The sequence below is a fragment of the Burkholderia sp. LMU1-1-1.1 genome (assembly GCF_040675865.1).
Taxonomy (GTDB): domain Bacteria; phylum Pseudomonadota; class Gammaproteobacteria; order Burkholderiales; family Burkholderiaceae_D; genus Rugamonas.
Genome location: NZ_JBEGHG010000017.1, coordinates 1 through 13,198 on the forward strand (window position 1 = coordinate 1; position 13,198 = coordinate 13,198).

Here is a 13,198-nt window from a genome sequence, read left to right on the forward strand (position 1 = left end):
GCCTGCTTCAGGATGGCGATGATTTGGCTGTCGGTGAATCGGGAAGTCTTCATTGCAGAACTTTCAAAAAGCTAATTGAGAAAATTCTACTTCTGATGGCGATCATTTGCAGGGGGGATTACCATGGACCTATATTGTTCGAAAAGGCGCTTTCTAAATTTGACTGAGCGTCCGCTGCTGGCCGAACGCGGCCATCGGCCCCTAGCATAGCAGTTTGCCCTAGTACAAAATCCACCAATTCTCACAGCCGACGGATGGTGCCTGCGGATTCAATCGGTTGCCTCTAACGGCAGAGTAACTGCCGGCCCAGCGCTACCGCATCGTCCAAGGTCTCAAGAACAGAGGGCCCCTCCCACTCGCGCCAGCCCGCAGCTGTGCGCTCATAAACGGTGAGCCGATGTGAACCGTCACGGGGTTGCGTGGCTCTCGCAAAGCGCAACCCATCCGATGAATAGTTGCGACCACCGCTCAGGCTCTTTCCGGTTGCTGATGAACAGCGCGCTGCCGTGAATCTCGGTCCACATTTCGTAATCGCGCGAATCGACTCTCGCATCGAAAGCATGCGCGCCAGACGCACTTGCCCCGGCACGCCGCTCCGCCGCATCTGCTCTGATTTTAAGCAACCATCGTATGGGTTCATTTAGAATGAGCGTCGGCTTGATTTGTTTTCTAGAAGCGCAAAGCCATGGGCGACTAACTGCAGCATCTGCCTGATCGCTGTTGATTGCACGCCGACTCCTGGCCGGAATACGTCAGATAGATTAATTCACACCAGGCCATACCATCCCAGCGCGGCACCCGCGCCCAGCAGCCACAGCAAATGCAGCTTGGTGCGCCAGATGATCACACCAGCCACCACCGACAATAGCCACAACGGCCAGTCGGTGGTCCAGTTGCTGTTGGCGCTGCCCAGGATAATCCCCACCGACACCATCAATCCCACCACCACCGGCGCCATGCCTTGCTTGAACGCCCGCACGCCCAGCAGTTCGCGGTTGCGATGGCCCCAGCGCGCGGCCAGATAGGTCAGCGTGGTGCTCGGAAGCATAATGCCGAACATCGTCACCGCGACCCCGGCGAATGCCGCCGTATAACTGCCGGCGTTCAACCCCACATTCCATCCCATCAGCGCGACGAACAGCACGTTCGGTCCCGGTGCCGCCTGGGCGATGGCGATCGAGTCGTTGAATTGCGATTGGGTCAGCCAATGATGCTCCTCGACCAGAAAACGGTGCATCTCCGACGTGGTCGAAATCGCGCCGCCGATCGACAACAGCGATAGCAGCATGTAATGGCCGAACAGGTTCAGCCAGTCGGTGAAGCTCAGGACGATATGGATGGGCGCCGCGCTCATGGCCGCTTTCCTTTCATGGTGCGGTAGGTCAGCGTGACGGCGATGCTGCCGAGGATCAGCAAGGTATAGGCCAGCGGCAGGCGCATGACCACGACAAAGCCGACGCACAGCAGGGCGATCAGGCCGGTCAGCCACATTGGCAGCGGATGCTTGCGCAGCGCCGAGGCCAGCTTCACGCCGGTCGCGGCGATCATGCCGGCCGACACCGCCGCCATGCCGCGCAGCGCGCCCGCCACGCCCGGATGGTTGGCGTATTGCGCATGCAGCAGCGCCAGGCACAACACGACGATCATCGGCACCGTCAACATGCCCGCCAGCGCCGTCATGGCGCCGCGCAGGCCGTAGTAGCGGCCGCCGATCATCAGGGCCAGGTTGACGACGTTGGGGCCCGGCATGATCTGGGCGACCGCCCAGTCCTCGATGAATTCTTCCTGCGTCAGCCAGCGCTTGCGCTCGACCATCTCGCGCTGCACGACCGCGAGCACGCCGCCGAAGCCCTGCAAGGCCAAAATGGTGAACGATAGGAACAAATCAAACAGCGAAGTGGGGCGGGGGAGCGGCGTCTCTGTAGTCATCCGGTCATTATCGCCCCGGTTATTGCCTCGTGTCCATTGCGTTCAATACAGGCAACATTTTAATTCCGGAATGATAGGAACCTGACATTGACTTTGGATCGCTGTCGCTCATACTCTCGTTGCACGTCACTTTGATCGGGATCAAATATCCCTCAACCTCTTGCGAAGGATCATGATGAACGCACTCCTATCCCCCCGTCTGGAATCCGTTCCGAAAGCCGAGTTGAATCAGCAACGACAGGATGAGCAAAGCAGCGCCGTCGTCGAACGTGGCATTACCGTGCAAGCGAGTTTCAATACGATTTGCGCGATCGAGTACATGAAGTCCCATAACGTCGCCCCGCAAGTGATCGAACGCGTGTTGCTGCATCCTGAGCAACGTCGCAAGGAGCATCACTGACCTGGGGGAATGAACCGAGTTTGTGTTTAGTTATGCACACATCATGTTGACAAGAATTTTTTTTAAATAAATTCATGTAACAATCGATGTAACCGTAAGTCGTTGATTTCCAAGGGGTTTAATTTTGCCTTTTGGATGGGCAGTTTGTAGAAAACCGCGTCGTTACAGGCTTCCCGCATTGTCAATGGGGTGTTGTCCACATAGATATCCACAGAGGCTGTGGATATCCGAAAAAGTGCTTAACAATCCGTAGCTTAGAAGGATTTTTTGAGCGGTTGCAAAACGCTGGCCACCATAATGTATGGCGTGGCCGGTTCTTCGAGCGGGCTGACTGTCACCCGCAAGCGCACCTCCTGGCCGTCGCGGCGCCAGGCGGTGACGACGTCGGTCCAGCTTTCCCCCTCTTTGACCGCTCGCAAGGCGTCGGCCAATTGATCCTGCGGGTACGGCGGCGGATGCAGCAGGCGCAGGTCGGCGCCGATCAGTTCGTCGCGGGTGAACTGGAAGACGTTGCTGAACTTGTCGTTGACCGTGGCGATTTTGCCGCGCTGGTTCAGCGTCATGATGATGGCGTGCTGGTCGACGGCGGCCAGCAACCGCTGCGCATGGTCCAGCTCCTTCCGCAATGCCACCGTCTGCCGGTGCGCTTCTTCCAAACCGTTGTAGGCGCGCAGCGAAGAGATCACCGTCGTGAACAGCTTGCGCGTGGTCAGGTCGGTCTTGCACCAGAAATCGTTGATGTCGTAATCGAGGATGATGCTGTGTTCCAGCGCCTGTCCCGGCTGGCCGGTGCGCAGGACGATGCGCACCAGCTGGTTATGCAGCGCGTCGCGGATCTGGCGCGCGACGTTGAGGCCGGCGTCGCTGGTTTCCATGATGACGTCCAGCAGCACCAGCGCGATGTCCGGGGTGTTGCGCAGGGTATTCAGGGCTTCCTCGCCGCTGTAGGCATGCAGGAAACTGAGCCGCCGCCCCAGGAAACACACATTACTAAGCGAAAACTTGGTGACCACATGGACGTCGACGTCGTCGTCCACGATCAGTACCCGCCATGGCGGTGGCGCCGCCGACGCTCCCGCCTGCGGCGCGCCGACCGGAGCTACCTCGTCCTCTATCATCCAATCCGTGTCATCATCATTCTGGTTCATGCATCATTCCCGAGGCGAGTCTAAGAAGGCCATGCGTACCTTCAGAGCCACACTATTCCTCACACGTACTTTTGTCAAAGGATTCCCCTGTGCGTCGTGACATAGTTGTCTTCGACCTTACTTATGCACAGAAAAATATATTTCAAGCGACCTCAAAAAGGCTGGCCGTCAAAAAAATTGATGTTGTAAGTGGTTGATTTTATTGGGTAAAAAATCTGCCTGCGGATTGGGCATTTTATTAAAACCCCCGCCGTTAAAGGCGTTCTCGGCTGTCAAGTGGGGGTTATTCACAACCTTATCCACAGTTGGTGTGGATATCTGCGAAATCCGCTTTAAATACGCTGGCTTACCGCTGTTTCTTGAGAAACAGCGTAGGCTGCGCCCATCAACACGGCCCAGACCAGCAAAGCATGCAACGCCAGGGCGCCGCCGACCACCGCATCGGCCTCGCCGCCGGCCAGTGTCATGTAGGCCAGCAGCGCGATCGCCGGTGGCGTACTGTAGGTGATCAGGCGCTGGGTATGATGAGGCGTACGCCTCGTCAGCATCCGGAGCACTGTCCTGCCGTCCGCCATCATCCACATGAGCGCGCCCACCGCGAATAAGGCCCACCCCAGCATCTCGAAGCCCAGCACGCCCACGGCATAAGCGAGCGCCAGCAGGATGCCGCTGAGCGGAAGAGGACGGACCGACGGGGCTGGCGTGGACTTGTTCATGATCATACTCTTTTACTTGGGTAGGAGTCGTCAGAGTACCGGATGATGGGTGATTGGTATATTTTATTGTTTCTATGATTTCGATAGTTGTTGCCATTGCCAATGCCGCCGATGTGGCTGTCAGGAAAATCGCCTATCATGGCGGGTTGTTAATTTTCCTCTGGGGTATGAATTTTATGTTGCTGTTGCTACGTCGGGTAATGGTGTTGTGCGTGCTCGCGTCGGCACACGCGATGGCGCTCGACGGCAAGGTTCCCCTGGACGAGCTGCATCACGATATCTGGACCGGCAAGGATGGCGCCCCGGCCCAGGTGTCGTCCATGGCGCAGACCACCGATGGCTGGTTGTGGATCGGCAGCGTCGACGGCTTCTACCGCTTTGACGGCATGCGCTTCCGCCGGTTCGAGGCATTGAACGGCGAGACCGCGCCCAAGCGTCCCGTCACCGCGCTGACGGCGCTGCGCGACGGCGATTTGCTGATCGGTTATCTGTTCGGCGGGCTTAGCCGGCTGCACGGCGGCCACATCACCCATTACCCGGGCATGGTGGGCAAGGCGCCGATAGGGCCGGTGACGAGCGCGACGACCGACGAGCGCGGCGAGCTGTGGGTCGCCACCACCAGCGCGCTGCTGCAACTGCGCGGCGGCGCCTGGCACAACGTCGGACCGGAGCTGGGTTTGCCTGCGGGCGAGGTGTCGAACGTGGTCGCCGACCAGTACGGACAAGTCTGGGTCGCCGTCGGCCACGCGCTGTATGTGATGCCCGCCGGTGCTAAAAGCTTCCGGCAGGTGCAGCGACAGGATGTGCATACGGTCAACCTGATCGAGTCGCCCGATGGCCGGCTGTGGCAGGACCTGCACGACAGGCTGATACCGGTGCCGCCCCAGCATCGCGGCCCGCTGACGCCGCGTCCGGCCTGGCTGGCGCAATCGCAGGGTCAGGAAAACGGGTTGTTCGACCGCGACGGCAATTTCTGGTCGCTGGCCTGTCCGGTCGGCGTTTGCCGGACCGAAGGCGTGGGCGCCATGCCCAGCCGCCTGATGACACCCAACGCCGGACCGCGAAGCCGGCTGGACCAGCCTTGGCAGCTCAGCAGCCTGACCGGCAACATCCTGTTCGAGGACCGCGACGGCAGTGTCTGGATCGGCACCCAGGCCGGTGTGGAAAGGTTCCGCCACAACCGCCTGGCGCCGGTCAAGCTGGCCGGCGGCGGGCGCGCCTTTAAATTGGCGCGGGACGATTCCGGTCATGTGCTGGCGCTGAGCCTGCCGTCGGGGCAAGTGTGGCGCCTGCGGGCCGACGGCGCCCGCCCCATCGATGAACATTACCCGCCGGGCAATGTCGGCGCCGTCGGCAACGCCCGCGACGGCGCCTTGCTGCTGGCCCGCCCGGACGCGCTCGAACGGCGCTATCCGGACCGCTCGGAGCGTATCGCCTATCCGCCGGACCCGGTTGACACGGGCGACCCGGTGGACGTGGCGCGCGTGTTCGATGACGGCGTCGGCTTGTGGGTGTCGATCGCGCGGCGTGGTTCGTTCCGGCTGGTGGACGGTAAATGGACCAATCAGGTCGCGCTGGGTTTGCCTCCTGGTAACTTCGTGGCCGAGGCGGGCACCCGCATGGGCACGCTGTGGCTCTGTTACGACGATGGCGCTATCGTATATTTCGATAATGGCCGCGTCACGCGGTACCCGGCGTCAGCGGACAACGACATCGGCCCGGCCACCCATCTGCACGTGGCCGGCGACGAGGTCGTGGCGGGCGGCATCGGCGGCCTGGCGGTGTTGCGCGACGGCGCGTTCCATCGCCTGGCCGCCGCCGATCCCGATGTGCTGGCCGGTGTTTCCGGCACCGTGGTGGGCGCCAACGGCGACCGCTGGCTCAACGGCAGCAAGGGCGTGGTCCACGTCAAGGCGGCGGACTGGAAAGCTGCAACGGCCGCGTCTGGCGTACAGCTGAAATACATCCTGTATGGCGTGCTGGACGGCTATCCCGGTTTCGCCGATACCAGCACCCGCCGGCCCTCGGTCCTGGGCGACGTCGACGGCCAGCTGTGGTTTGTCGGCGCCACCGGCATGGCCCGTCTGGACACCACCAAATCCTATCCGCCGCCGCATGCGCCGCGGGTGCTGGTCGAAACCCTGGTGGCCAAGGGCAAGCGCTACCTGGACTTTTCGAACACCGTGCGGCTGGAACCGGGCACGACTTCGTTCCGCATCGAGTTCACCGCCCTCAGCTACAGCATGCCGGAGATGGTGCGGTTCCGGTACCAGCTGGAGGGCGTCGACGCCGACTGGCAGGAATCCGGCAGCCGCCGCGCGGTGTCGTACACCAACCTGGGGCCGGGCGACTACCGCTTCCGCGTCGCCGCCGTCAACGAGCTGGGGCAGTGGAACGAGCGGGACACCTCGATCGCGCTGACCATCCTGCCGACCTTTAGACAGACGCCGTTGTTCTACGGCCTGTGCGTGCTGGCGGCGGCCGGCGTGCTGTATCTGCTGTACCGGCTGTGGGCGCGGCAGGCGACCTTGCGCATCGCCGCGCGCATGGCCGAACGCGAGCGCATCGCCCGCACCTTGCACGACACCTTCCTGCAAAGCGTGCAGGGGCTGGTGCTGGGCTTCCAGAATGCGATGAGCGCGTTGCCGGGCGACTCGTCCACCCGCGCGCGGCTGGAGCGCATGCTGCTGCTGGCCGACCGCGTAATCGAGGAGGGACGCGACGAGGTGCAGGACCTGCGTTCGAGCGCGATGAGCGACGGCGATCTCGAGCGCGGGCTGACGATCGTCGGCGAGGTGTTGCAGGAGAGCCACCACGGCGTCTTCACCCTGCGCAAGGAGGGCGGCGCCATGGAGTTGACGGAAGAGGTCAGCTGCGAGGTCTACAGCATCGGCCGCGAGGCGCTGATGAACGCCTTCCGCCATGCCGACGCGAAGTCGATCCAGGCGACCTTGAGCTACGGCGCCGACCAGTTTGTGATGCAGGTGGCCGACGACGGCAAGGGTATTCCCGCCGAGATTCTGTCCAGCGGCAATCGCGCCGGCCACTGGGGTTTGCCGGGCATGGCGGAGCGCGCCGCGCGCATAGGCGCTAGCTTGATGATCGACAGCCCGTCGATCGGCACGCGCGTGAGACTGACGATTCCGGCCGCGCTGGCCTACGTCGGCCAGTCGCGGTGGAAGCGTCTGGTGCGGCGCTTGCGGCGGCGCGGCGGGGTGGAGTCAAACGCAGGCTAAGCGGCCGGCGCCGTGCCGATCGCGCCCAGCAGCTTGCGCACCGCGCCGTGCGCCATGACCACTTCCGGCGCGTCGTGCAGCAAGGCGTTGTACTTGGCGCGGAATTCCATGTCGCCTTCCTCGGACGGGCCGATCAGCGCCTCCACCGCGCGGCGGAACACCAGCGCGTCGGCAACGGCGACGGGTTCGGGTTCGTCGAGCCGTTCATCCATCTGCGCCATCAGGCCGGACAGCTTTTGCAGCCAGGCGAAATGTGGATGGTTCGTCACCAGCTGCAACAGCTCGAGCGGACTGCCGACCGCGCCGAAGTACTGGGTTTCAATGTGCAGCAATTGCTTATGCAGGTCGCGCAATCCGCGCGCCAGCGCGGTCAGCTGCGCGCGTTGCGCGGTGTCGTCCGGAGTGGTCATGTCAGGTCCATTATGTGATCTTCAGCGGCAAGCTTAGCAGACTTGCCACGTCGCCGGCGCCTACATTTAGATAGTGGTGCCCGTCCGTTTCAGCGCCTAACATGATCGTTCCCCTTACACACTATGGAAGCCATCATGATGAATCCAAAACTCGAAGTCCTGACCCCGACCAACTGCCAGCTGATCTTCATCGACCAGCAGCCGCAGATGGCGTTCGGTGTGCAGTCGATGGACCGCCAGGCACTCAAAAACAATACCGTCGCGCTGGCCAAATCGGCCAAGATCTTCAACATTCCGACCATCATCACCACCGTCGAAACCGAATCGTTCTCGGGTCATACGTATCCGGAACTGCTGGACGTGTTCCCAGGCAAGGACATTCTGGAACGCACGTCGATGAACTCGTGGGACGACCAGAAAGTGCGCGACGCGCTGGCCGCCAACGGTAAGAAGAAAGTGATCGTTTCGGGCTTGTGGACCGAGGTGTGCAACAACAGTTTCGCGCTGTGCGCGATGCTGGAAGGCGGCTACGAGATCTACATGGTGGCCGATGCGTCGGGCGGCACGTCGAAGGAAGCGCACGATTACGCGATGCAGCGCATGATCCAGGCTGGCGTGGTGCCGGTGACCTGGCAGCAAGTGATGCTGGAATGGCAGCGCGATTGGGCGCACCGCGAGACCTATGATGCCGTGATGGCCGTGGTGCGCGAGCATTCGGGCGCGTATGGCATGGGCGTGGATTACGCTTACACGATGGTGCACAAGGCGGCACCGCGGACCACCAGCGACCACAAAACGCTGGCGCCTATCGCGGCCAAGTAAGAAGATTTACCAGGGGGATACATAGGGCGGATTGGGCGGAACGCCGTAATCGGCCATTGAGGAGCCGTCGGCGGCGCATACATGGCCGATTACGGCTTCGCCTAATCCGCCCTACGTGTATCCTCGTTGTTTTTGAGGTTGATGGCCGGGTGGGTTTCCCCGAGCGATGGATTGGCGCGGTGGTCAGAACACGCTGAGCAGGCCGCGCCTTGCCGCGACCGTCGCGGCCTCCGTCCGGCTCGCAACATTCAGCTTGGCCAAGATATTGTTGACGTGGAACTTAACCGTCCCCACCTCGATCTCCGCACTGCGCGCGATCATCTTGTTGCTCTTTCCGGTGGCCAGATGCGCCAAGATCTCCAGTTCCCTGCGCGACAGCCTGGTCGTCTCGGCCCGCTCGGCCAGTTTGCCCGCCACCTCCGCCGGCAAAAACTTCTGCCCGGCCGCCACCGTCCTGATGCACGTGGCCAGCTGCTCCGAACCGCTATCCTTCAACAGATAAGCCCTCGCTCCCGCGCGCAAGCCACGATACACATCCTCATCCCCCTGATACGTCGTCAGGATCACAATACGCGCCTCCGCATCGAAGGCGCGGATATGCCCGATGGCGTCGACGCCGTGCATCTCCGGCATGCTCAAATCCATGATCACGACGTCCGGCCGGTGCTGCCGGTACAGCTCCACCGCCTGCAGGCCGTTGGCCGCCTGCGCCACCAGCCGGAACTCCGGCATCGAATTGATCAGGGCGCTAAGCCCGGCGAGGATGAGAGGATGATCGTCGGCGATCAGGATGGAGATGGTGTCCATGGCGGATTTCCCTTCAGGCTGATGTGAAAAGCGGTGCCGTGCGGCTGGCGCGAGGTGCTCCAGATGCGCCCGCCGTGCGCGTGGATGATCGTGCGGCAGATCGACAGGCCCAGGCCGGTGCCGCCGGGCTTGGTGGAGAACAGCGGGTCGAACAGCCGCTCGGCCAGCTTGGCGGAGACGCCGACGCCGTTGTCTTCCACACTGATGCGCAGGGTGCCTGAGATGTCGGCCAGCGCCGAGCGCAGTTCCAGCTTGCGGGGACGGTCGTGCACGTCCTTCATCGCTTCGATGGCGTTGAGTACCAGATTCATCATCACTTGCTGCAACTGGACGCGGTCCGCGGACAGTTGATGTTCGCCCAGCGCCAGGCCGTCGCAGACTTCGATGCGGTGTTTATGTAACTCCGCGCGCAACAGGCGCAGCACTTCGCGCAGCGCGTCATCGACGGCGAACAAGGTCGGCACAGGGTTGGTCTTGCTCGACATGCCGCGGATGCTGCGGATGACGTCGCCGGCGCTCGCGCCGACGTGCATGATTAGTTTCAAGGCGTCGCGCGCCTGCTCGGGCTGCGGCGGATTTTGCGTCAAGGCGTTGAGGCCGACTTCCGCGTGCAGCACCATCGCCGCCAGTGGCTGGTTGACCTCGTGCGCGATCGACGCGGCGAATTCGCCCATGGAGGTGATGCGGGCCAGCCGTGCCAGTTCTTCCGTGGCAAGCTGCAGCGCTTGCTCGGCTTGCAGCCGGCGCGCCTTCTCCTCCTGAAGGTGGCGGTACAGCTGCTCGTTGTCGAGCGCCGGTACCGCCGCGTTATCCATGGGCTTGGGCATCGCTATTTGGCGGACTGCGTCTGCGCCGCCAGGTGCTCGCCGATGAACCAGCTTTGCAGCTCGTTGCTGCGCACCACCTGGCTGACGATCAGGTCGTTGGTGCCGTCGTCGCCGGCCTCGGCGGCCGCGCGCGCCAGCGGACGCGCTTCGACCAGGATGGTTTCGTGCGAGTCCAGCAGGCGGCTCAGCTGGGCCTGGGCCGACTCGCGGCCGCGCGGGGCGGTGCGCGAGATGGTCGACTCGTCGGCGATGTCCTGCGCCAGCGCGAAGGTCACGCCGCCCAAGGTTTGCACGCGTTCGGCGATGGCGTCCATGATCGCGACCTGTTCGGTGTAGTGCTTGTCGAACAGCAGGTGCAGCTGATGGAAGGTGGCGCCCGAGGTTTGCCAGTGGGCTTTCTTGTAGGCGTCACGCATGGCCATGGTGTGGGCCAGCAGGCGGTTCAGCGCGCGCACGCCTTGCGAGCGCACTTCCGCGCTCAAGCCGATGCGCACGTTGGCCAGCGCGCCGAAGTCTTGCAGGATGTCGGAGGATTTTTCGTTGCTCATGATGTGCTTTCAATAGTTTGAATTCTGGCGTCGTCTACATCACGTGATGCGGATTGGCGGGAGAGGCCCGCCAATCCGCACCACGTGCTTTCGAGGTATTCCGAGGTATTCGTTCAATGGTTTCATTATCCGGCGCGCGGCCGGATAGTCTCATATCCGAAAGAGTGACCCGGAACGTTCATTGGGGAGGGGGGCGGCTAACCCCTTAGGGTTAGCCGGTGACCATCAGGACTTGAGGAAGTCCAGCAGATCGGCGTTGAGCTTGTCCTTGTGGGTGGTCGGCAAGCCGTGCGGCGCGCCTTCGTAGATCTTCAGCGTGCCGTTCTTGACCAGCTTGACGGCGGCCTTGGCGGCGGCGTCGATCGGGACGATCTGGTCGTCGCTGCCGTGCACGAACAGGGTCGGCACGTCGATCTTCTTCAGGTCTTCGGTGAAGTCGGTTTCCGAGAATTGTTTGATGCAGTCATAGGCGTTCTTGATGCCGCACTGCATGCCTTGTGCCCAGAAGGTATCGCGCACGCCCTGCGAAGGCTTGGCGCCGTCGCGGTTGTAGCCGTAGAAGGGCATCGTTAAATCCTTGAAGAACTGCGAGCGGTCGGCCAGCACGGCGCTGCGGATGCCGTCGAACACCGACATCGGCAAGCCGTTCGGGTTGCTGTCCGACTTGACCATCTGCGGCGGCACGGCGCCCACCAGCACCGCCTTGGCGACGCGGGCGGTGCCGTGGCGGCCGATGTAGCGCGCCACTTCGCCGCCGCCGGTGGAATGGCCCACCAGGGTCGCGTCCTTCAGGTCCAGCGCGTTGATCAAGGTGGCCAGGTCGTCGGCGTAGGTATCCATGTCGTTGCCGTTCCATGGTTGGCTCGACAGGCCGTGGCCGCGGCGGTCATGGGCGATGACGCGGTAGCCGTTGCTGGCCAGGAAGATCATCTGGTCTTCCCATGCGTCGCCTTGCAGCGGCCAGCCGTGGCTGAAGACCACGGCCGGGCCGGTGCCCCAATCCTTGAAATGGATGCGGGTGCCGTCTTCGGTGATGACGCTGTCGACTGAGAGTTTGCTGTTAGACATTTGAAGCTCCTTGATGGGTGGGGGGATGCTGCCATAGCAGTGTAGTCAGCGCATCGAAGTAACGCTCCTGCCAAAAGGCCAGTCCGCGGCTCAGCGTTTGGGTGGGCGTTCCTCTTTGGTGATGGTGACGGCGATCGGATCGCTGGAGGGGAAGGTCTCCTCCAGCGCCTCGTCGAGTACGTCCTCCTCGTGGGCGGCCGGGCTGTCGGCCGGCGCCGGCGGGGCGGGGGATGGGGGAGGCGGGGCGTCTGGCTTGCTCATGGTTGTCCTTTCAGGTGGCGATTCACTGCGCTCATTGTGCTACCGCGTTGGGTGCCGGCGCGCCGTCGTAGTTCACGGGCAACCAGTCGTAGCTGCCGCCGCGCTGGCGGATGTGGCCGAGGCCGGGGAAGGCGATATGTGCCGCGCCTACGATCATGGGCTTGCTGGCGGCCATTTGCAACAGGCGCACGCGTGTACCGTGCGCGTCGTCCTCGCTGCTGTCGTATTTGACGGTCGCTTCCGGGTTCGGCAGCTGGATGGCGGAGACGTGGACGATGTCGCCCCAGATCAGCAGTTGCTGGTTTTTGTTTTGCACCAGATACATTGCGTGCCCCGGGGTATGGCCGGGCGCGGGCAGCGCCTCGATGCCGGGTTCGAGCTGGCCGAACTTGTCGTAGGGCTGGTAGCGGCCGGTGGCCTGGTAGGGCGCGACGGCGGCCTTGGCGGCGTCGAAGAAGGTCGACAGGAATTCCGGCGCCTTGGCCTTGTTGGCGGGCGTCAGCCAGTAGTCGGCCTCGGCTTGCGACAGCCGCAGCACCGCGTTGGGGAACGCCGCCGCGCCTTGCGCCATGATGCCGCCGGCGTGGTCCTTGTGCAGATGGGTGATCAGCAGCTCGTCGACCTGTTCCGGCCGGTAGCCGGCGGCGCGCAGGTTGGCCAGCAGTTTGCCGCAGCAATCGCCGTACAGCGCGCCGGCGCCGGCGTCGACCAGGATCAGTTTTTTTCCGGTGTTGATCAGGAAGGCGTTGATCGAGCCTTGCACCGGTTGCGCCAGGTCGGCGTCGGCCAGGTCCTGTTTGATCGCGGCCGGCGCGATGTGCGTCATCACGGTGTCGATGGGAAAGACGTGGCTGCCGTCGGAGAGGGCGGTGATTTCGTAGTCGCCCAGCATCATCCGGTAGTAGCCGGGCGCCTGGGTACCGACCAGCGGCGCGGCAGCGTGGCCGGCCGGGGCCAGCAAGCTGCAAGCGATGGCCAGGGTCGCGGCCAGTAACGTTTTGCGGTTCATGGGGAGTGTTCCTGTAT

The 13,198-nt window shown here is 62.8% G+C and carries 14 protein-coding genes; 3 read left to right on the forward strand and 11 right to left on the reverse strand.

The window, feature by feature from the left end:
* Positions 1–766: 766 nt before the first annotated feature.
* Positions 767–1,354, reverse strand: a complete 588-nt coding sequence (locus MRBLMU1_RS16185) for a chromate transporter (protein WP_363503136.1) — start codon at positions 1,352–1,354, stop codon at positions 767–769.
* Positions 1,351–1,929: a chromate transporter gene (locus tag MRBLMU1_RS16190; RefSeq protein WP_363503138.1), complete on the reverse strand. Its 579-nt coding sequence runs from the start codon at positions 1,927–1,929 to the stop codon at positions 1,351–1,353. Before MRBLMU1_RS16190 ends, MRBLMU1_RS16185 begins: the two co-directional genes overlap by 4 nt.
* A 172-nt stretch (positions 1,930–2,101) precedes the next feature.
* Here MRBLMU1_RS16190 and MRBLMU1_RS16195 point away from each other — a divergent pair, with 172 nt between their 5' ends.
* Complete coding sequence (locus tag MRBLMU1_RS16195) at positions 2,102–2,329, forward strand: hypothetical protein (protein ID WP_363503140.1); 228 nt, start codon at positions 2,102–2,104, stop codon at positions 2,327–2,329.
* Positions 2,330–2,583: 254 nt separating this feature from the next.
* Here MRBLMU1_RS16195 and MRBLMU1_RS16200 read toward each other — a convergent pair whose 3' ends face one another.
* Both MRBLMU1_RS16200 and MRBLMU1_RS16205 read right to left on the reverse strand, forming a co-directional pair.
* Positions 2,584–3,477 (reverse strand): PAS domain-containing protein, encoded by an 894-nt coding sequence (locus MRBLMU1_RS16200; RefSeq protein ID WP_363503142.1) that lies wholly within the window; start codon positions 3,475–3,477, stop codon positions 2,584–2,586.
* Between the two features lie 332 nt (positions 3,478–3,809).
* Positions 3,810–4,193 (reverse strand): hypothetical protein, encoded by a 384-nt coding sequence (locus MRBLMU1_RS16205; protein WP_363503144.1) that lies wholly within the window; start codon positions 4,191–4,193, stop codon positions 3,810–3,812.
* Between the two features lie 212 nt (positions 4,194–4,405).
* Here MRBLMU1_RS16205 and MRBLMU1_RS16210 point away from each other — a divergent pair, with 212 nt between their 5' ends.
* Positions 4,406–7,429: a sensor histidine kinase gene (locus MRBLMU1_RS16210; protein ID WP_363503146.1), complete on the forward strand. Its 3,024-nt coding sequence runs from the start codon at positions 4,406–4,408 to the stop codon at positions 7,427–7,429.
* Here MRBLMU1_RS16210 and MRBLMU1_RS16215 read toward each other — a convergent pair.
* Positions 7,426–7,839, reverse strand: a complete 414-nt coding sequence (locus MRBLMU1_RS16215) for a hypothetical protein (protein ID WP_363503148.1) — start codon at positions 7,837–7,839, stop codon at positions 7,426–7,428. The two genes, MRBLMU1_RS16210 and MRBLMU1_RS16215, sit on opposite strands and share 4 nt — an antisense overlap.
* 135 nt (positions 7,840–7,974) lie before the next feature.
* On the opposite strand from MRBLMU1_RS16215, the gene MRBLMU1_RS16220 reads away from it, so the two are divergent.
* Positions 7,975–8,661 (forward strand): hydrolase, encoded by a 687-nt coding sequence (locus MRBLMU1_RS16220; RefSeq protein WP_363503150.1) that lies wholly within the window; start codon positions 7,975–7,977, stop codon positions 8,659–8,661.
* A 183-nt stretch (positions 8,662–8,844) separates the two neighbouring features.
* Here MRBLMU1_RS16220 and MRBLMU1_RS16225 read toward each other — a convergent pair whose 3' ends face one another.
* The 6 genes from MRBLMU1_RS16225 to MRBLMU1_RS16250 form a co-directional block, all read right to left on the reverse strand.
* Positions 8,845–9,468, reverse strand: coding sequence for a response regulator transcription factor (locus MRBLMU1_RS16225; RefSeq protein WP_363503152.1), 624 nt, complete (start codon positions 9,466–9,468; stop codon positions 8,845–8,847).
* A complete protein-coding gene (locus MRBLMU1_RS16230; protein ID WP_363503154.1) occupies positions 9,447–10,295 on the reverse strand; it encodes a sensor histidine kinase in 849 nt (282 codons plus the stop codon). Before MRBLMU1_RS16230 ends, MRBLMU1_RS16225 begins: the two co-directional genes overlap by 22 nt.
* Positions 10,296–10,297: 2 nt before the next feature.
* Positions 10,298–10,843, reverse strand: coding sequence for a Dps family protein (locus MRBLMU1_RS16235; RefSeq protein ID WP_363503156.1), 546 nt, complete (start codon positions 10,841–10,843; stop codon positions 10,298–10,300).
* Between the two features lie 225 nt (positions 10,844–11,068).
* Complete coding sequence (locus MRBLMU1_RS16240; RefSeq protein ID WP_363503158.1) at positions 11,069–11,911, reverse strand: alpha/beta fold hydrolase; 843 nt, start codon at positions 11,909–11,911, stop codon at positions 11,069–11,071.
* 90 nt (positions 11,912–12,001) lie between these two features.
* Positions 12,002–12,172 carry a hypothetical protein gene (locus MRBLMU1_RS16245; protein ID WP_363503160.1) on the reverse strand — a complete coding sequence of 57 codons (171 nt, stop codon included), beginning with the start codon at positions 12,170–12,172 and terminating at the stop codon, positions 12,002–12,004.
* A gap of 31 nt (positions 12,173–12,203) precedes the next feature.
* Entirely contained in the window at positions 12,204–13,181 is a 978-nt protein-coding gene (locus tag MRBLMU1_RS16250; RefSeq protein ID WP_363503162.1) for an MBL fold metallo-hydrolase, read from the reverse strand.
* Positions 13,182–13,198: the final 17 nt, after the last annotated feature.